This window comes from Methylobacterium endophyticum (assembly GCF_050591105.1).
Taxonomy (GTDB): domain Bacteria; phylum Pseudomonadota; class Alphaproteobacteria; order Rhizobiales; family Beijerinckiaceae; genus Methylobacterium.
In genome coordinates this window covers 54607-73490 of record NZ_JBNHES010000019.1, presented here as the reverse complement: position 1 = coordinate 73490, position 18884 = coordinate 54607, and the positions used below count along the sequence as shown (strand labels likewise).

18 protein-coding genes are annotated in these 18884 nt (G+C 70.2%); 7 read left to right on the top strand and 11 right to left on the bottom strand.

Features of this window, described 5'->3' with window-relative positions; all coding sequences use genetic code 11:
- Window positions 1–433 precede the first annotated feature (433 nt).
- Window positions 434–1366: a transporter gene (locus tag ACP56T_RS18765; RefSeq protein WP_430913684.1), complete on the top strand. Its 933-nt coding sequence runs from the start codon at window positions 434–436 to the stop codon at window positions 1364–1366.
- 220 nt (window positions 1367–1586) lie between these two features.
- Window positions 1587–2192: a fasciclin domain-containing protein gene (locus ACP56T_RS18760; RefSeq protein ID WP_430913683.1), complete on the top strand. Its 606-nt coding sequence runs from the start codon at window positions 1587–1589 to the stop codon at window positions 2190–2192.
- Between the two features lie 81 nt (window positions 2193–2273).
- Here the strand turns inward: ACP56T_RS18760 and ACP56T_RS18755 are convergent, their stop codons facing one another.
- Both ACP56T_RS18755 and ACP56T_RS18750 read right to left on the bottom strand, forming a co-directional pair.
- Window positions 2274–2984, bottom strand: a complete 711-nt coding sequence (locus ACP56T_RS18755; protein WP_430913682.1) for an anti-sigma factor — start codon at window positions 2982–2984, stop codon at window positions 2274–2276.
- Window positions 2981–3541: a sigma-70 family RNA polymerase sigma factor gene (locus ACP56T_RS18750; protein WP_430913681.1), complete on the bottom strand. Its 561-nt coding sequence runs from the start codon at window positions 3539–3541 to the stop codon at window positions 2981–2983. The genes ACP56T_RS18755 and ACP56T_RS18750 overlap by 4 nt, the downstream gene beginning before the upstream one ends.
- Window positions 3542–3703: 162 nt before the next feature.
- Between ACP56T_RS18750 and trmFO the strand changes: the two genes are divergently transcribed.
- Both trmFO and tcuC read left to right on the top strand, forming a co-directional pair.
- Complete coding sequence (gene trmFO / locus ACP56T_RS18745; RefSeq protein ID WP_430913679.1) at window positions 3704–5164, top strand: methylenetetrahydrofolate--tRNA-(uracil(54)-C(5))-methyltransferase (FADH(2)-oxidizing) TrmFO; 1461 nt, start codon at window positions 3704–3706, stop codon at window positions 5162–5164.
- A gap of 78 nt (window positions 5165–5242) precedes the next feature.
- Entirely contained in the window at window positions 5243–6553 is a 1311-nt protein-coding gene (gene tcuC, locus ACP56T_RS18740) for an MFS transporter (protein WP_430913678.1), read from the top strand.
- Window positions 6554–6586: 33 nt separating this feature from the next.
- Here tcuC and ACP56T_RS18735 read toward each other — a convergent pair whose 3' ends face one another.
- From ACP56T_RS18735 to ACP56T_RS18725, 3 genes are all read right to left on the bottom strand, one after another.
- Window positions 6587–7126, bottom strand: a complete 540-nt coding sequence (locus ACP56T_RS18735; protein ID WP_430913677.1) for a GNAT family N-acetyltransferase — start codon at window positions 7124–7126, stop codon at window positions 6587–6589.
- Between the two features lie 110 nt (window positions 7127–7236).
- On the bottom strand, window positions 7237–7671 hold the full coding sequence (locus ACP56T_RS18730) for a GFA family protein (RefSeq protein ID WP_430913675.1): 435 nt from the start codon (window positions 7669–7671) through the stop codon (window positions 7237–7239).
- A gap of 103 nt (window positions 7672–7774) precedes the next feature.
- The gene (locus ACP56T_RS18725) at window positions 7775–9517 is read right to left on the bottom strand and encodes an L-lactate permease (protein WP_430913674.1); all 1743 of its coding nucleotides are present in this window, start codon (window positions 9515–9517) and stop codon (window positions 7775–7777) included.
- Window positions 9518–9816: 299 nt separating this feature from the next.
- Between ACP56T_RS18725 and ACP56T_RS18720 the strand changes: the two genes are divergently transcribed.
- Window positions 9817–11421, top strand: a complete 1605-nt coding sequence (locus tag ACP56T_RS18720) for a putative bifunctional diguanylate cyclase/phosphodiesterase (protein ID WP_430913673.1) — start codon at window positions 9817–9819, stop codon at window positions 11419–11421.
- A gap of 13 nt (window positions 11422–11434) precedes the next feature.
- On the opposite strand, the gene ACP56T_RS18715 is transcribed toward ACP56T_RS18720, so the two are convergent.
- From ACP56T_RS18715 to yajC, 5 genes are all read right to left on the bottom strand, one after another.
- The gene (locus ACP56T_RS18715; RefSeq protein WP_430913672.1) at window positions 11435–12322 is read right to left on the bottom strand and encodes a phytoene/squalene synthase family protein; all 888 of its coding nucleotides are present in this window, start codon (window positions 12320–12322) and stop codon (window positions 11435–11437) included.
- Entirely contained in the window at window positions 12319–12705 is a 387-nt protein-coding gene (locus ACP56T_RS18710; RefSeq protein ID WP_430913671.1) for an Mth938-like domain-containing protein, read from the bottom strand. Before ACP56T_RS18710 ends, ACP56T_RS18715 begins: the two co-directional genes overlap by 4 nt.
- A gap of 9 nt (window positions 12706–12714) precedes the next feature.
- Window positions 12715–13659, bottom strand: a complete 945-nt coding sequence (gene secF, locus ACP56T_RS18705; RefSeq protein ID WP_430913669.1) for a protein translocase subunit SecF — start codon at window positions 13657–13659, stop codon at window positions 12715–12717.
- Window positions 13660–13720: 61 nt separating this feature from the next.
- A complete protein-coding gene (gene secD, locus ACP56T_RS18700; RefSeq protein ID WP_430913668.1) occupies window positions 13721–15328 on the bottom strand; it encodes a protein translocase subunit SecD in 1608 nt (535 codons plus the stop codon).
- 64 nt (window positions 15329–15392) lie between these two features.
- Window positions 15393–15725, bottom strand: coding sequence for a preprotein translocase subunit YajC (gene yajC, locus ACP56T_RS18695; RefSeq protein WP_430913667.1), 333 nt, complete (start codon window positions 15723–15725; stop codon window positions 15393–15395).
- Between the two features lie 276 nt (window positions 15726–16001).
- Between yajC and ACP56T_RS18690 the strand changes: the two genes are divergently transcribed.
- Together ACP56T_RS18690 and ACP56T_RS18685 are read left to right on the top strand one after the other, a co-directional pair.
- Window positions 16002–16883: an ATP-binding protein gene (locus tag ACP56T_RS18690; RefSeq protein WP_430913666.1), complete on the top strand. Its 882-nt coding sequence runs from the start codon at window positions 16002–16004 to the stop codon at window positions 16881–16883.
- 98 nt (window positions 16884–16981) lie between these two features.
- Complete coding sequence (locus tag ACP56T_RS18685) at window positions 16982–17335, top strand: YidB family protein (RefSeq protein WP_430913665.1); 354 nt, start codon at window positions 16982–16984, stop codon at window positions 17333–17335.
- 63 nt (window positions 17336–17398) lie between these two features.
- Here ACP56T_RS18685 and ACP56T_RS18680 read toward each other — a convergent pair whose 3' ends face one another.
- Window positions 17399–18868 (bottom strand): peptidoglycan DD-metalloendopeptidase family protein, encoded by a 1470-nt coding sequence (locus tag ACP56T_RS18680; RefSeq protein ID WP_430913664.1) that lies wholly within the window; start codon window positions 18866–18868, stop codon window positions 17399–17401.
- Window positions 18869–18884 lie beyond the last annotated feature (16 nt).

The following is an 18884-nucleotide window of genomic DNA, read 5'->3' as shown; positions in this document are numbered from 1 at the left end:
CGCCTGAGGCCAGAACCTACGACGCCAAAGCTGGGCTTCGGATCAGCTCAGCCGCACCGTGCCGAGCTTGCGAAGGGGTCCCCATTGCACGCCGATCCGGGGTCCCGTTCCAACGCTTTTTGACAATTATTTCGGCGTTCGCTGTCATGTCGGCTGGGTCGTGGAACCCATTTCGGGCGCTCGCGGAGCGATGCGGGTCCGGTCTCCCGAATGCGGCTTTTCCGCAACGGTGCTTTTTGAACTGCCCGGAGCCCAGGCATTCCGCTGTCCTTCCGGCGAAGCCTGTAGAATAGTTCTCAGCGTTGAGACTTGAGGTGTGTCCGTAGGGGGCGCTCGGCAGCATTCGAACGGTGGTCGAAGCAACGACGGGCCGACGATGCGCTGCACGACGCTACGGGGCGGACTCCTGAAATCCTTGGGAAGGAACGATAAAATGATGAAGACCTGGCTCGCCGCCGGTGCGGTGGCGCTCTCTGTCGGCATGACGGCCTCCGCCGCCTATGCCGGTTCCGTGACCCAGCCCGGTGAGCAGGTCGGCCTTGCCGTCGGTGCTCCGCTCCCGGAGGGCATCTACGCCGTCAACACCTTCAGCGTCGGCTCCACCGACGTGCGCGGCGCCGCCGATGTCGGCGTGAACATCCCGGTCCTCGTGTGGTCGACCCCGTGGAAGGTGTTCGATGCCCGCATCGAGCTCGCCGTCGCCCAGCCGTCGGTGTTCATCTGGAACAACAACGCCACGCCCGACAAGTCGATCCTCTACAACACCTTCGTCGGCTCGTTCTTCGCCTGGGATCTCGGCTCGAACGTCGGCTTCTCGTACCTCATCGGCGCGTACCTTCCCGATGGCGGCCGTGGCCTCGGCGCCGCGTCGGCCTCCGCCACGATCCGTAACGGCTTCGCCCTGTCCTACACCGGCGACGGCTGGAACCTCACGGCCAACCTGACCTACGGCATCACCGTCGATCCGGTGGGCATCCACACCTTCCCGAACGGCCTGCGCGTCGGCTTCCCGAACTCCGACTGGCTCAACCTCGACCTGACGGCGACGAAGACCTTCGGCAAGTTCGAGATCGGCGCCGTGGCGTTCGGCTCGACCGACCTGCCGGTCAACCGCAACCAGGCCGCCTTCGCGAACTACCAGCGCGCCGGCCAGTTCGCCATGGGCGGCCTCATCGGCTACAACTTCGGCCCCTTCATCGCCCAGGCCTACGTCACCCGCGACGTCGTGACCCGCGATCAGGTCAACGCCCTCGGCTTCCGCGTGCGGACCCCCGAGGAGACCCGCGGCTGGGTGCGCTTCATCATCCCGCTCTACACCCCCACCGCCGTCGCGGCCGCTCCGGCCCCGCTGGTTCGCAAGTACTGAGATCCGCGAGCGTCCGGTCCGGCCTCCAGCCGGACCGTTCCTCCTCACGGACGAAGAAGCCGCCCGCCGTCAGGCTGGGCGGCTTTTTTCATGGCGCGTTCTCGAGGCGCGGTCGCGGCGGGACGTCGCAGGGTAGATCGCGCGAAACCTTTTCCGGGCGCGGGCCCGTACCGGCGGCAGCATCGCCTTGCGGCGGGCTCACCGATACGGAGAAACGTCCATGACCAAGACCGCTTCGATCAAGACCGCTTCGACCAGAACCTCTTCCGCGCGCCCGCTCGGCGCCCGGATCGCCGTGGCCGCCCTGGCGCTCGCCCTCGGAGCCGCGCCGGTCTCGGCCTTCGCCAAGAACCCCATGGTCGGCGGCGCGCCGATGTACGCGAGCAAGACGATCGTCGAGAACGCCGTCAACTCGAAGGACCACACCACGCTCGTCGCCGCCGTGAAGGCCGCCGGCCTCGTCGACACGCTGAGCGGGCCGGGCCCGTTCACGGTCTTCGCGCCGACCAACGCCGCCTTCGCCAAGCTGCCGCCGGGCACCGTCGAGACCCTGGTGAAGCCCGAGAACAAGGCGACCCTGACCGCGATCCTGACCTATCACGTCGTCCCCGGCGCGCTGACCGCCAAGGACCTCGCGGCCATGGTCAAGCAGGGCGGCGGGCAGGCCCTCCTCAAGACGGTGAACGGGGCCCAGCTCTCCGTCGAGATGAAGGGCAAGAAGGTCTACGTGACCGACGCCAAGGGCAACACCGCCGCCGTCACCATCGCCAACGTGATGCAGTCGAACGGCGTCATCCACGTCGTCAACGGCGTGCTCCAGCCCTGATCGGCTAATCTGGCCATCGCAACGCAGGAAGCCCCGGTTCCCGCGAGCCGGGGCTTCTCGCGTCCGGCCAGGGAGGCGGGCCTAATCCCGGATGAGCTTGCCGGTGTAGATCACCGGCCCCGTCGGCGATCCTGTGGGCGATCCGCCCGGCGGCTCCACGGAGACCGCGAACAGGCCCTCGCCGCTCCGGGCGATGCCGGGCGGCAGGCTCAGCCGGGCGGCATCGGCGCCGATGATGCCGAGGGGTTTGGGCGCCGCGCCCGCGTCCGCTCCGACATACCAGAGTTCCAGGCTCTTGCCGGAGGGCGCCTGCGCCGCGACCGGGCGCACCTGCGCGATGCCCGACACCGTGTCGACGCTGACGATGAGGGCCGGCGCCTCGCCTCCGCTCGTCACCACCGCGACATAGCGCGCCGAGCCCGGAGCCGGCAGCGGCCGGATGCCCGTCACCATCGCGACCGCAAGGCCGGCGGCGACGAGGCCGGCGCCGAGGGCGGCCATCCGCCAGCGCCCGACCTGCCGGGAGAGCGCCGCGACGCGGTTGTCGTTGGCCGGCGCCGGCCGGCTCCCGTCGAGGGCCCGGACGATGGCCTGCCAGACATGGGGGCCCGGCACCTCCTCGGGCGTTGCCAGCGCGAGGGGGGCGAGGCGCCGCTCCCAGGCCGCCACCGCCGCGCGCGCGGCGGCGTCGCCCGCGAGGCTCGCGGCGAAGGCGTCCCGCTCCCGCGGATCGAGGGTGCCCAGCACGTATTCGGCGGCGCGCAGGTCGCGCTCGGCGTCGTCGGCGCTCACGACAGGGACTCCAGGCACCCCTTCAGCGCCGCGAGCGAGCGGTGAAGCCAGGTCTTGATGGTGTTGACGGGCCGGTCGTAGCGCCGGGCCAGCTCCTCGCGGGAATAGCCTTCGCAATAGGCGAGCAGGACGCAATCGCGTTGCGCGCGCTCGAGCCGGGCGAGGCAGGCGTTGAGCGCATCCCGGTCGAGGATCGCGCCCTCACCGTCGAAGGGGTCGGCGATCCGGTCCAACCAATCCTCCTCCTCGTCCGCCGCCGGAGGGCGGACCTCGCTTTTGCGTCGAATCCGGTCGATCGCCCGGTTGCGGGCGATGGCGCAGAGCCAGGACAGGGGCCGGCCGCTCGTCGGGACATAGGAGCCGGCGCCCTGCCAGATCCGCAGGAAGACGTCCTGGAGCACGTCGTCCGCCGCCGCCCTGTCGCGCTGGATACGCAGGATCACGCCGTAGAGTTTCGGCGACACAGCGTCGTAGAGCGCGCGCAGGGCGCGCTCGTCGCCGTCCGCCACGGCGGCGATCAGCCGTTGCAGCGCCTCGTCGTCGTCGGCCGGACGCATCGCTCTCCCGGATGATTTCCCGCCGCTCTCGGTCGGCGGCCGTCGCGGGCGACTTAACCACCATTCGGCGCCCTGTCACACGCGTGCCCCACAGATGGCTCTGGAGAACCCCGTGACCGCCGCCGCGTTGATCGCGCCGCGCGTCGGGGCTATCCCGTCGCGATGACGGCAGGACATCTCGACCCGATCCATATCGTCGGCGGCGGGCTCGCCGGCTCGGAAGCCGCCTGGCAGGTGGCCGAGGCCGGCCATCTCGTGGTGCTGCACGAGATGCGGCCCGTGCGGCGCACGGAAGCCCACAACACCGACGGGCTCGCCGAGCTCGTCTGCTCGAACTCCTTCCGGTCGGACGATGCCGAGGCCAACGCGGTCGGCCTGCTGCACCAGGAGATGCGCAGCCTCGGCTCGCTGATCCTGCGCGCGGGCGACGCGCATCAGGTGCCGGCGGGGGGCGCGCTGGCCGTCGACCGCGACGGCTTCTCCGCCGCCGTGACGCAGGCCCTGGAGGGGCACCCGCTCGTCACCATCGTGCGCGAGGAGGTCGATGGGTTGCCGCCCGCCTCCTGGGGCTCGGTGATCCTCGCCACCGGGCCGCTGACGGCGCCCGGCCTCGCCCAGGCGGTCGCCGAGCTGACGGGCGCCGAGTCCCTCGCCTTCTTCGACGCCATCGCGCCGATCGTGCACCGCGAGTCCATCGACATGGGCAAGGCGTGGTTCCAGTCGCGCTACGACAAGGCGGGGCCGGGCGGCACGGGGGCCGACTACATCAACTGCCCGCTGGACCGCGCCCAGTACGACGCCTTCATCCGGGCGCTGATCGAGGGCACCAAGACGAGCTTCAAGGAGTGGGAGGCCGCGACCCCCTATTTCGACGGCTGCCTGCCCATCGAGGTGATGGCCGAGCGCGGTCCCGAGACCCTGCGCCACGGCCCGATGAAGCCGGTGGGCCTGACCAATCCGCACGATCCCACGGTGAAGGCCTGCGCCATCGTCCAGCTCCGCCAGGACAACGCGCTCGGCACCCTCTACAACATGGTCGGTTTCCAGACGAAGCTGACCCATGGCGAGCAGGTGCGCATCTTCCGCACCATTCCGGGGCTGGAGAACGCCGAGTTCGCCCGTCTCGGGGGGCTGCACCGCAACACGTATCTCGACAGCCCCCGCCTCCTCGACGCGACGCTGCGCCTGAAGGCGGATCCGCGCCTGCGCTTCGCCGGACAGATCACCGGCTGCGAGGGCTATGTCGAGAGCGCCGCCGTCGGGCTGATGGCCGGCCGCTTCGCCGTGGCCGAGCGCGAGGGCCGCGCGCTCGCGCCGCTGCCGCAGACCACGGCGCTCGGGGCGCTCATCGCCCATATCACCGGCGGGCATCTCCTGGCGCAGGACGAGCACGCGCCGCGCTCCTTCCAGCCGATGAACGTCAATTTCGGGCTTTTCCCGCCCCTCGAGAAGGCGCCGCGCAACGAGACCGGCCGGCGCCTGCGCGGCCCGGAGAAGGCGGCCCTGAAGAAGCGCGCCCTGACCGACCGGGCGCGGGCCGACCTCGCCGCCTGGATCGCGGGCGAGGCGCCGTGCGTCGCCGGGCAGGAGTTGTCACGGAAATCGGAGAGTCTCACGGATTAAACGCTTGAGCATGGCGTGGCTCGGCCCGAGAAGAGTTCCAAACCGAACCGCGCGCAACGCGCGGAAGGGGGGAACGTCATGGCATCCGATTCATCAGTGCAGGAAGGCTCCAAGGTCGCGGCCGTGCTCCGCGTCACCAGCGGCAACTTCCTGGAGATGTTCGACTTCTTCCTGTTCGGCTTCTACGCCACCCATATCTCGGCGGCGTTCTTCCCGGCGGGCGACCCCACCGCCTCCCTGCTCCTGACCTTCGCCACCTTCGGCGCCGGCTTCCTGATGCGCCCCCTCGGCGCTGTGTTCCTCGGCGCCTATGTCGACAAGGTCGGGCGCCGCCAGGGCCTGATCGTGACGCTGGCGATCATGGCGGCGGGCACCATCCTGATCGCCTTCGTGCCGGGCTACGCGACCATCGGCTTCTTCGCGCCGCTCCTGGTGCTGATCGGGCGCCTGCTCCAGGGCTTCTCCGCCGGGGTCGAACTCGGCGGCGTGTCGGTCTACCTCTCCGAGATGGCGACGCCCGGCAACAAGGGCTTCTACGTGTCCTGGCAGTCGGGCAGCCAGCAGGTGGCGATCATGGCCGCCGCCGCCATCGGCTACGGGCTCAACCATGTGCTGATGCCCGCGCAGATGTCCGACTGGGGCTGGCGGGTGCCGTTCTTCATCGGCTGCCTGCTGGTGCCGTTCCTGTTCTACATCCGCAGCTCGCTCCAGGAGACGCAGGCCTTCGCCGAGCGCAAGCACCGGCCGGAGCTGGGCGAGATCGTGCGCACCCTGTTCGGCAACGCGCGCATCGTGCTGCTCGGGATGCTGATGGTCGCGATGACCACGGTCGCGTTCTACACGATCACCGTCTACACCCCGACCTTCGGCAAGAGCGTCCTCAAGCTCACCGACACGGACAGCCTGCTGGTGACGTTCTGCGTCGCCCTCTCGAACCTGTTCTGGCTGCCGGTGATGGGGGCGCTCTCGGACCGGATCGGCCGCAAGCCGATCATGCTCGTGTTCTCGGCGCTGACGGTGGCCACCGCCTATCCGGCGCTGTCCTGGCTCGTGGGCCATGCCGGCTTCGGGCAGATGCTCGGCGTGCTGCTGTGGTTCTCCTTCCTCTACGGCAGCTACAACGGCGCCATGGTGGTGGCGCTGACGGAGGTGGTGCCCATGGAGGTGCGCACCGCCGGGTTCTCGCTGGCCTATTCGCTGGCCACCGCCCTGTTCGGCGGGATGACGCCGCTGATCTCGACCTGGCTCATCGACGCGCTGAACGACAAGGCCGCTCCCGGATTGTGGATGTCGGTGGGCGGCGCCTGCGGCCTCGTCGCGACGCTGCTCGTCTATCGCGGCCGGCCGGGGCGGGAGGCCGGCGCCGTGGCTCACGCCGGATCGCGCTGAGCCGCTCACCGAGCGGCAGGCGAACCCGGAGAATCAGTCCCCCCGGTCCCGGACCATGAGGCGGCGTCCGGGCCGGTGGCCCTCGTCGCCGGTCTCGCGGAAGCCGAGCTTGCGCAGCAGACCCCAGGAGGCGGTGTTCTCCCGCCGGCACTCGGCGACGAGGAGGCGGCGCGGATGGCGCTGCGCCAGCAGCCCGACGACGGCGCCGACCGCTTCCCCCGCGTAGCCGCGTCCGCGCGCCGCTCCGCCGATCCAGTAGCCGATCTCGATGGCCTCGAGGCTGCGCATATGCGTGCCGACGACGCCGACGAGGGCCGCGTCGGCCCGTTCGCGCAGGCCCAGGAAGACGTCGCGTCCGCGACGGGTGCCGGCGATGAGGGCGTGGGCGTCCTCCAGGCGGAAGCGGTCCGGCAGGAAATCGACCGCTCCGGTGATGGCCGGGTCGTCGGTGAGCGCCTGGACGTCGGCCGCGTCCGGCGCCGTCAGCGGGGCGATCCGCAGGCGCGCGGTCTGGATCGCGGGAAAGCCGGCGAGGCTGTCCCAGCGCGTGCCCCTGCGGAGGAAGGTGAGCATGCCCATGCCTTGCAACATGCCTTGCAAGATGTGGCGCGGGCCGCCCCGCGGAAAGGCACGTCCCGGACGCGCCCTCCATCCCGTCGCGGCGTGACGGACCGCTCCCCGCGTCAGGGGTTGCGGATGAACCGCAGGACCCCGGCGAGGCGCGGCCCCGCGGCGCCCGCGGGCGCATCGGACGGATGACGGACCCCGTCGTTGACCGGCACCTCGTCGAAGTCGAACGGGCTGAGGCCCTCCAGGCAGGCCACGTTGATGCCGTACTGGCCGGGATTCGAGCGGCGGCCGTGATGGGTGTAGATGCCGCAGCGCCCGCAGAAGAAGTGCTCGGACTGGCGAGTGTTGAAGCGGTAGACGCTCAGCGCCTCCCCGCCGGCGAGCACCGTGAAATCCTCCTTGGCGGCGGACACGACGACCGCGCCGCGCATGCGGCAATAGGAGCAGTCGCAGCGGCGGGCGCTGCGCAGCCCTTCGCTGAGGCGGGCCCGGAACCGCACCGTCCCGCAGTGGCAGGCTCCCTCGACGGTCTCGATGTCGCGATCCATGGGCGGTCTCCGCCGGGACGGGGCGCGGGCCTTTCGTCGCCCCGCCGCCGCCTCGGCAAGCGGCCCGCCCCGGCGATCCGGGACGGGCGTCTTCTCGCGCGGCTCAATGCGCGGGTGCGACCACCGCCGGCGGCTGGATCACCATCGCGCTGAAGGGGTGCACATAGGCCTGGAGCATCACGAGGCCGCCGACGAGGCAGGCCAGCACGATGGAGTGCCAGAACACGAAGCGCAGGATCTTGCCCTCCTGGCCGAAATAGCCCGTGGCGGTGGAGGCCACCACGATGGACTGCGCGTCGATCATCTTGCCCATGACGCCGCCCGACGAGTTCGCCGAGGCCATCAGGATGCCCGACAGGCCGAGCTGCTCCGACGTGATTTTTTGCAACCCACCGAACAGGACGTTCGATGCCGTGTCCGACCCGGTGAGTGCGACGCCCAGCCAGCCGAGCAGGGTGCCGAAGAACGGGTAGAGGATGCCCGTGCCGGCGAAGGCGAGACCCAGCGTGGCGTCGACGCCGGCGTAGCGGGTGAGGACGCCGAGAGCCAGCATCGCCGCGATGGTGACGAGCGAGTAGCGCAGCACCCAGATCGTCTCGATATAGGCCTTCACCAGCCGCACCGGCGAGAACTTCATGATGAAGCCCGAGATGATCGCCGCGATCAGCACGCCGGTGCCGGTGTAGGACATGTAGGTGAACAGGAAGACCGCGGCCTCGGCCTTGGGCTTCGCCTCCACCGGCGGCACCTTCATGATGACGTTGTGGAGGCCCGGCACCTCGTATTTCCAGGTGAAGATCGGGTTCACGATGCCCTTGAACCAGCCCGTGCCCCAGATGGCGACCACCACCGAGAGGATGATCCACGGCACCCAGGACCAGAAGATCTCCGAGGAGGTGGCCGTGCGCCCGCCCACATGCGCCTGCGGCATGTCGCCGGGCACGCCCGCGCCGAGCGCGACGGGGCGGGGCTCCTTGAGGTAGCCGATGGAGGGGTCGTTGCCGCGCAGCGCCGGGGAGGTCCAGGCTTCCTTGGGCTGCCAGACCTTCAAGAACAGCACCAGCGCGCCCATCGAGACGAGCGAGGCGCCGATATCGACGATCCAGGGGTTCACGTAGTTCGAGATCAGGAACTGGGCCGCCGCGAAGGAGGCGCCGCAGACCAGGATCGGCGGCCAGACCTTGATCATGCCGCGGAAGCCCGCGAACACCCAGATCAGCCAGAACGGCACCAGCAGCGAGAAGAACGGCAGCTGCCGCCCGATCATCGCGCCGAGGATGTAGGGGTCGTAGCCGGTGACGGAGGCGAGGCCCTGGATCGGCGCGCCGAGCGCCCCGTAGGCGACGGGCGCGGTGTTGGCGATCAGCGACAGGCCGGAGGCGGCGAGCGGCGAGAAGCCGAGCCCGATCAGGATCGCGCCCGTCACCGCCACCGGCGTGCCGAATCCGCCCGCGCCCTCGAAGAAGGCGCCGAAGGCGAAGGCCACCAGCAGGAGCTGGATGCGCCGGTCCGTGGTGATGCCCGCGACCGACTGCTGGAGGATGGCGAACCAGCCTTTCTCCACCGTCAGCCGGTAGAGAAAGATGACGTTGAGGATGATCCAGCCGATGGGGAAGAAGCCCGTCACCATCCCGAGGATGGCGGCACGGGCGGCGAGCCCGGTGGGCATGCCGAAGCCGACGATGGCGACGAGGAGCGCGATGCCGAGCGACAGGACGGCCGCGATATGGGCCTTCACCTTGCCGCTGGCGATCATCCCGAGCAGCGCGATGACCGGAATGGATGCGGCGAGCGTCGAGAGCCAGACGTTCCCGAACGGGTCGTAGACTTGATTCCAGGTTTGCACGGGCGCCGTTCCTCCGCAGACCCCCTCTTTTCGGGGGGCCTTTGACGCTGTGCTAGCAGAGCGAGGTGCCGGGCTCAACGCGGATTTATAATGATTTCAGAGCATGTTGGGCCGATCTGTCATTCCCGGCCCCGGTCCGGCCATGCCCGCGACGGCATTGAAACGATTCGCGTTTTCGCGCCGCTCTTTACCGCGATTTCATGAATGTGCGGTCGTATACATAGCGAAGGTGGCACGATCGGTGGACTTCCGTGCTCTGCAGGCCCTGGAATCGCCCGATCGGGCGCGGAGACGGACCGATGGCGCAGCGCAGGCGCGGGAGCTGGGGCGAGGGCGAGCTCTACGAGGCCCTCTGCCTGCTGTTGACGGGCGCCTGCTGCTGGATCGTGGGCGTGCATTTCGAGGCGTTCGCCGGGCTCAACGACGCCGTCCGCCTCTACGATCTCTCCGATCCGCTCATGCTCGTGGCGCTGATGGGTGTCGCGCTGTTCGCCGCCAACACCGTCAAGTCGGTGCGCCTGCGGCATGTGATGATCGAGCGCGACGCCGCCGCCGCGCAGGCCGCCGCGGTGGCCCGGCACGATGCCCTCACGGGCCTCGCCAACCGTCGCCTGTTCCTGGAGCGCGTCGAGGCGGCCTGCCGCGTCGCCGGGGCGGAGCCGAAGGCCGCCGTGCTGCTGGTCGATCTCGACCGCTTCAAGCCCGTCAACGACATCTACGGCCACGCCGCCGGCAACGCCGTGCTCTGCGCGGTGGCCGACCGGCTTCTCGCATTGCTGCCCCATCACGGCGTCGCGGCCCGCCTCGGAGGCGACGAGTTCGCCCTGCTGGTTCCGCTGGACGGCGGCAGCGACGGGCTGGCCCGCCTCGCCCAGGCGGTGATGACCTCCATCGCCCAGCCCGTCCTGTGGTCGGGGAACGAGCTGAAGGTGGGCGCCACCGTCGGCATCGCGGTGATCTCGACCGAGACGGGCGACGCCGAGTTCGTGCTGCACGCGGCCGATCTCGCCATGTACCAGGGCAAGAAGGACGGGCGCGGCACCTACCGGGTCTTCCGCAGCAGCATGGACCTCGAGCTCAAGGCCCGCGCGCGCCTGGAGAGCGAGCTGCGCGACGCCATCGAGAGCGGCGAGATCGAGCCGTTCTATCAGCCGGTGGTGGCGATCCCCGGCCGCGACCTGATCGGCGTCGAGGTGCTGGCGCGCTGGCGCCACCCCGAGCGCGGCCTGCTCAGCCCCGCGGCCTTCATCCCGATCGCCGAGGAGACGGGGATGATCGCGGAGCTGAGCTACCGCCTGCTGCGCCGCGCCTGTCTCGATGCCCGCTCCTGGCCGGCCCATCTCCAGATCGCGGTCAATATCGCGCCCCAGCAGTTCCTCGATCCCTGGCTCGCGGAGCGCATCCTGTCGATCCTCACCGAGACCGGGTTCCCGCCGAACCGGCTCGAGGTGGAGATCACCGAGACCGCCCTCGTCAACGATCTGGAGGCGACGCGCATCACGCTGACCTCGCTGCAAAATCTCGGCGTGCGCATCGCGCTCGACGATTTCGGGACGGGCTATTCGAGCCTCTACCACCTGCGCGAGCTGAAGTTCGACAAGCTGAAGATCGACCGCTCCTATGTCGACACCATCTCCATGAGCGAGGAGCGGGCCAAGCTCGTCGACGCCATCATCAAGCTGTCGAGCAGCCTGGGGCTCGTGACCACCGCCGAGGGGATCGAGACCGATGCCAGCGTCGACTGGCTCGCCGGCCAGGGCTGCGACTACGGGCAGGGCTACCTCTTCGGCGCGCCGATGCCGAAGGAGGCCATGGATGCGCTGATCGGGACCGCGCCGGCAGGGATTCCGGCGGCGTCGGTCCCCCTCGCGGCCTTCGTCGGCTCCGGCTCCCGCGCCGCCTGAGGTCGGCCCTTCGCTACCAGGAGCGCGCGCCGCGCCACAGCCTCCAGGCGCGGCGCCATCGCGGCGTCGCCACGACGCTGGCGAGGGGATCGTAGCCGGGCAGCTCCATCTCGGCGAGCCAGCCCCCGACCAGCGCCATCGGCAGGAAGGCCGGGCGCGCCGCCGGAGAGATCGTGCCGCGCGCCTCCTCGTAGGCGGCGAGATGCCGCCGCGCCTGCGCCCGCAGGTCCGCCGCCGCTCCGCGCAGGCCCGGTCCGCCGCGTCCGGTCACGATGTCCTCGCGGGTGACGCCGTGGCGGGCGAGCACGTCGGCCGGCAGGTAGACCTGCCCGGAGCGCGCGTGCCAGGGCAGCGCCCGCAGCAGCCCGGTGATGCCGTAGGCGACGCCCGCATGTCCGGCGGCGGCCGCGCCGCCCGGCTCGGTGCCGTCGCACAGGATCAGGGCGGCGAGCCGGAAGAGGGCCGAGGCGGTCTCGCCGCAATAGCCCTCGAGGTCGTTCAGGCTCGGCATCGGGTCGTCGTAGAGGTCGAAGACGCGGGCATCGATCAGATCGACGAAGGGCTGCCGGGAGAGGCGGCGGCGCACGATGGCGTCCTCCAGCGCGGCGGCCACCGGATTGGCGCGGACATCGCCGCGCGCCTCGCCCTGGAGGGCGTCGCGCCACCATTGCAGGCGGATCTCGCCGGCCATCGGGTTCGAGGCGGCTTCCCGCACGCGCGCGACGGTGAGGCTGAAGGCGTGGAGCGCATCGAGATGCGGGCGCATCTCCGCCGGCGCGAAGCGGCTCGCCAGGAAGCGGTCCGGGTCGCCCGCGCGCACCAGCGCCTCGCAATGGGAGAAGGCGAAGGGGAGACCCGTCGCGGCGTCCGCCCCCTGCCCTTTCGGCGCCCCCCCGCTCACGCGACGACGATCAAGGCGGCCGCGACCTTGCGGTTCTCGCCCGCGAGGATGTTGTAGGTGCGCGCGGCCGCTCCCGTCTGCATCACGTCGAGGCCGATGCCGAGATCCTTCAGCCAGGCCCGCAAGGGAGCCGGCAGGGGCACGATCTCCAGGCCCGTGCCGACGAGCAGGAGGTCGACGCTGCCGGCCGCGTCCCGCAAGGGCGCCAGCGAGGCGCGGTCGATCGCCCCCGCATCCGTCGGCGCCCAGGCGTGGATTCCCGACGGCAAGGCCAGGATCGAGCCGCGATGCGACATGTCCGCGAAGCGAAACCCCCCGTTGCCGTAGGCATCGATGGGGAAGCGGCCCGGAACGAAGCCGTCCGGGATCGGGCGATCGCCCATGGAGCGCCCCTACTCCGCCGCCTGCGCCACGCGCCCACCCGCGGCCTGTTGGCTCTTGGCGCCCGAGAGCATCAGGCCGAGATAGATCAGCACCGGGGTCGAGACGAAGATCGCCGAGTAGGTGCAGATCACCACGCCGCAGAGCATGACCACGGCAAAGCCCCGGATCGCCTCGCCGCCGAACAGCACCAGGGCGAGCAGCGACAGCCCCGACGAGATCGAGGTCATCACGGTCCGCGACATGGTCGAGTTGATCGATAGGTTGAGGAGATCGACGGTGGGGATGGTCTTGTAGCGGCGCATCAGCTCGCGGGTGCGGTCGAAGACCACCACGGTCTCGTTCAGAGAGTAACCGACGATGGTCAGGATCGCGGCGATCGAGGTCATGTTGAACTCGATGCGCGAGATGATGAACACGCCCACCGTCAGCACGATGTCGTGCAGCGTGCCGACGATGGCGCCGAGCGCCAGCTCGCGCTCGAAGCGGAACCACAGGTAGAGCAGCACCGCCACCACCGAGAGCACCACGCCGAGCGTGCCGGACTGGACGAGCTCGCCCGAGACGCGCGGGCCCACCGTCTCGGTGCGGCGGAACTCGTAATCGGCGTCGAAGGCGGCGTGCGCCTTGTTCATCACCGCCGTCTGGCCCTGCTCGCCGGCCTGGAGCGGCAGGCGCACCAGCACCGTCCCCTGCGTGCCGAGTTCCTGCACCTCGGGCTCGCCGAAGCCGAAGGCGCCCGCCGTATGGCGGATCGCGGAGACGTCCGCCGTGCCCGATTTCGCCTGGAGCTCGACGAGGGTGCCGCCCTTGAAGTCGATGCCGAAATTCAGGCCCACCGTCAGGAACAGCACCACGGTCGCGAGCGACAGCAGCGCCGAGAACGGGAAGCTGACGCGCCGGAACCGCATGAAGTCGAAATGCGATTCATCGGGCCAGAGGCGGAGCAGACGCATGATCGGTCTCGATTTCTTTTCGGACTTAAGCTCGCGCTTGTCCGGGAACGGTCGGGGCCCTTCAGAACGGCAGGGTCTTCGGCCGCGCGTAATTGTACCATAGCGCGATCATCATCCGGGTCAGGGTGACGGCGGTGATGACGGTGGTGAGGATGCCGAGGATGAACACCACGGCGAAACCCTTCACCGGGCCGGAGCCGAGGAAGAACAGGATCAGGGCCGCGATCGCCATGGTCGAGTTCGAATCGATGATGGTGGCAAACGCCCGGTCGAAGCCGGCTTGCAGCGCCGAGATCATCGAGCGGCCGGCCCTCTGCTCCTCGCGCATGCGCTCGTAGATCAGCACGTTCGAATCCACCGCCGTGCCGATGGTGAGCACGATGCCGGCGATGCCGGGCAGCGTCATGGTGGCCTCCAGCACCGACATCAGCCCGAGGATGAGGCCGACATGGACCATCAGCGCGATGTTGGCGAAGAAGCCGAACATCCCGTAGGTCGCGAACATGAAGGTCACGACGAGGCCGGCGGCGACGAGCGTCGCGAGCTTGCCGGCCTCGATGGAATCGCGCCCCAGGCCCGGCCCGACGACGCGGCGCTCGACCACGGTGAACTTCGCCGGCAGCGCGCCGGCACGCAGCAGCACCGAGAGGTCGTTGGCCTGCTGCACGGTGAAGTTGCCGGTGATCTGCCCCGAGCCGCCGGTGATGGCCGAGCGGATCACGGGGGCCGAAACCACCTCGTTGTCGAGCACGATGGCCATGCGCCGGCCGACATTCTCGGAGGTCGCCTGCCCGAAGCGCTGGGCGCCCTTCAGGTTGAACTTGAAGCTCACCATGGGCTCGTGGGACTGCTGGTCGAAGGCGGGCTGCGCGTCGGTGAGGTCGCCGCCATCGGCCATGACGCGGCGCTCGACGGGCACCTTGGCGCCCTTCTCGTCCTTGGAGGGCAGCAGATCGACATCGCCCGAGGGCGAATCCGAGAGCATGCGGAACTCGAGCTTCGCGGTTGATCCCAGAAGCTTTTCCAGCCGCTCCGGGTTCTGCTCACCCGGCACCTGGATCAGGATGCGGTCGGCGCCCTGCTGCTGGATCGAGGGCTCGGTGGTGCCGGTGGAATCGAGGCGGCGGCGGATGACCTCGATGCCCTGGCTGACGGCGCGCCGCGTGCGCTCGGTGATGCCGGCATCCGTCAGGATCAGGCGCACCAGCCCGTCGGGCTGGTCGGTGATCTCGAGGGTGCGCCCGCCGGTCTGGCCGACCAGCGGGCTGGAGATCGGCTGGGCGAGTTCGCGCAGCTTCGGCAGGGCCTTGGCGCGGGCGGCCTCGTCCGCGATGCGCACCTGTACGCCGCGCGGCACGAGCTGGATGCCGCCATCCGCCCGCACCTGCTCCTGCTGGAGGATGCGGCGCACGTCGTCGCGCAAGCTCTTCGCCTGCGACGTGACCAACTCGTTCTGGTCGACCTCGAGGAGAAGCTGCGAGCCGCCCTGGAGATCGAGGCCGAGCACGATGGCGCGGGTCGGCACGATCCAGTGCGGCACCCAGGACGGCAGCGACGCCATGAAGCTCTTGCGGCTCTCCGCCGAGAAGAAGCTCGGCACGGCGAGGCTGAGGCCGATCAGGATGATGGCCAGCGTCGTGACGATCTTGGTCCGGGAGAAGCGCAGCATCGGCGGGTTTCCTGTGCCGGCCCGCGTTGGGCTCGCGGGCTCGTGTCTTGTCGAGGCGGCGTGCTCAGGCCGCCTTGACCGGGCCGCCCTTGACGCGGACCTCGGAGATCATCGTGCGCACCACCTTGACGCGGACGTTCGGCGCGATCTCGACCTCGATCTCGCCCGCTTCGTCCATGGCCTTGACCACGCGCCCGACGATGCCGCCATTGGTGACGACGGTGTCGTCCCGGCGCACGTTCTTGACCATGGACTGATGGTCCTTGACCCGCTTCTGCTGCGGGCGAAGGATGAGGAAGTACATGATCACGAAGATCAGGACGAACGGCACCACCTGAAGGGCGATGTCCGCTCCGCCGGCGGGGCCGGCCCCTTGGGCGAAGGCGGGGGTGATCACGCGGGGGAACTCCTTGGGATGAACGGGCGCGGCCCGTCGGCGGCACCGGCGGGCATGGATCGAGCCTGTCGAAAAGCGCGCGGACTATAGCCACGGGCGACCCGAAAGCAACGACGCGCGGCGGTGCGATCGTGCCGCGCCCCGTCCCGGCACTCTCTTCGCCCCCTCCGGGCAGGGCCGCGCTCCCGCCGCGTCGGTGATTTCGGCGGCCGAAGCCTTTAAGACACCCCGCTTCGAGACGCCCCGCTTCCATCCCGCCCAGACCGGAACACCTCCATGACGGCCTCGCCCGACGCCACGCTCTCCACCCTGCTGCCGCTTCTGGAGCGCATCGCCACCGCCCTGGAGCGCGCCGCCCCCGCCGGCAGACCCGTGAGCGACACCAGCGCCGCCGACGCCTTCCTCTGGGGGCCGGAGCGGCGCCTGATCCCGGTGCCGAAGGTGTCGCGGGTCGAGATGGGGCTGCTGACCGGCATCGACCGCAACCGCGACGCGCTCGCCGAGAACACCGGACGCTTCGCGAGGGGGCTGCCGGCCAACAACGCCCTGCTCTGGGGGGCGCGCGGCATGGGCAAGTCCTCGCTGGTCAAGGCGGTGCATGCCGAGATCAACGCCAACCGTCCCGAGGGCGCCCTGCCGATGAAGCTCGTGGAGATCCACCGCGAGGACATCGAGGCGCTCCCCGACCTGATGGCGACGCTCCGCAACGACCCCCATCGCTGGGTGGTCTTCTGCGACGACCTCTCCTTCGATGCCGACGACACCTCCTACAAGTCGCTGAAGACGGCCCTCGACGGCGGCATCGAGGGGCGGCCGGACAACGTGCTGTTCTACGCCACCTCCAACCGGCGGCACCTGCTCGCCCGCGAGATGGTCGAGAACGAGCGCTCCACCGCGATCAATCCCGGCGAGGCGGTGGAGGAGAAGGTCTCCCTGTCGGACCGCTTCGGGCTCTGGCTCGGCTTCCACAAATGCAGCCAGGACGAGTATCTCGCGATGATCCGCGCCTATGTGGAGCGGTATGCCCTGCCCGTCGCGCCGGAGCAGCTCCGGGCCGAGGCGCTCGAATGGTCGACGACGCGGGGCTCGCGCTCCGGCCGCACCGCTTTCCAGTTCATCCAGGATCTCGCGGGACGGCTCGGGCGCACCCTGTCCTGAGGGCCGGGCGCCGCCCTTGCTTTCCGGGCGGCGCGCGTCCTTGACTGCGCCCGCGATTCTGGCCCGCGCCCGAGCGGGCGCATCAGCGGAGACGATGGATGAGCCTCTTCGACAGCATCAAGGGTTCACTCGGCGGCGTGCTCGGGGAGGCGGCGGCCTCGGCGCTGCCCGGCATCATCGAGCGGGTGGTGCCCGGAGGGCTCGAGGGGCTGCTCCTGAAGCTCCAGCAGTCTGGGCTCGGGGCGCAGGTCAATTCCTGGCTCGGGCGCGGCCCCAACGAGCCGATCACCGCCGAGGACGTCAACCGCGTGCTCGGCGACCAGCATGTCAGGGACATCGCGGCCAAGCTCGGCATCCCCGCCGATCAGGTCGCGGCGCTCATCTCGCAACTGCTGCCGGCCGCCGTCGACAAGGCGAGCCCGGAGGGCAAGCTCCACACGCCGGCCGCCTGAGCCCGAACGAAAGGCGGCGGCCCTCGCGAGCCGCCGCCTCGAACATGGGCCCGTCCGGCCGGATCAGTTGCTGGCGAGCTGCGACATCGGGTCGATGGGCGCGCCGCCCTTGCGGATCTCGAAGTGGAGCTGCGGCGAGGTCACGTTGCCGGAGGCGCCGGACTTCGCGATGGTCTGGCCGCGCTTGACCTTCTCGCCCGGCTTCACGTCCAGCTCGCCGTTATGGGCGTAGGCCGAGACGTAGCCGTTCGGGTGGCGCACCAGCACGAGCTTGCCGTAGCCCTTCACGTCGGAGCCGGCATAGGCGACGGTGCCGTCCTCGGCCGCCTTCACCGCCGTGCCCTCGGGCACCGCGATGTTGATGCCCTCGTTGCCGGACGAGCCGTAGCCCGAGATCACCCGGCCCTTGGCGGGCCAGCGGAACGACTCGGAGGCCGACGCCACGGAGCCGGTGCTCGCGGGCTCCTGCTTCTCGGCGACGGGCTTCTCGGCCGGCTTCTCCACGGGCTTGGCCTGCGCCGTCTTCACGCCGCTCTCGGTCTTCGTCTCAGCCTTGGCCGCCTTCTCGGAGTTCTCCTTGGCCGCCTTGGCCTCGGCGAGCCTGCGGGCGGCATCGGCCTTGGTCGCGTCCTTCGACGCCTTGGCGGCGGCGAGCTTGGCCTCCGCGTCCTTCTTGCGCGCGGCGTCCGCCTTCGGATCGGCCTTCGCCTCCGGTTTGGCGTCGGTCTTCTCGGCCTTGGCGGTCTGGCCGGGGCGGACATGGCGCTTGGCGGCGGCCTCCCTGGCCTCCTCCTTCTTCTTCGCCTCGTCCTTGCGGGCCTCTTCCTTTCGGGCCTCGGCCTTCTTCAGCTCGTCCTTCCTCGCCTCGGCGAGGTCCTTCTTGTGCTCGGCCTCCTTGCGGGCCTTCGTCTCGGCGATCCTGTCCTCGGCCCGACGCTCCTCGACGACCTTGTCGGTCTTCTTCTCGACGGCCTTGAGCGGCGCCGGGGTCGGCACGGTCCGCGTCGTCATCGCGGCGGGGTTCATGCCCGAGGCGTTGTAGACGGGGATGACGAGCTGGCGGCCCGGCGTCACCTGCGAGGCGCTGGTCAGGCCGTTCGCCGAGAGGATGGCGGACGCCGGCACGCCGAAGCGGGTGGACATCTGGGCGAGCCCGTCGCCCTGCCCGACGGTGATCGGGGTGCCGCCCTGCGCGCTCCAGCCGGGCGCGCCCGTCGAGGCGACGCGGGTGGCGGTGGGGAGCGGCGTCTGCGCGGCGCGGGCCAGCGTGCCGACCGGGCGCGGCGCGATGCCGGCGACCGGGGCGGCGAGCGCCTCGGACTGGATGCGGCCCGTGCGGATCGCGGGCGCCGTACGGGGCTCGTCCGGCAGGCTGCCGGTGGCCGAGGGCTCGTTCGACGCGAAGGGATTGGTGAACGGGTCGCCGAGGCGCGACGCGTCCGAGGAGCAGGCGGCGGCGGCGCCTCCGATGACTCCGACGAGGGCGAGCCGCGAGAGCGTCCTCAATCCCCGACCTGCAACGCGAACCCGCATCGATGCACCCGTCTGC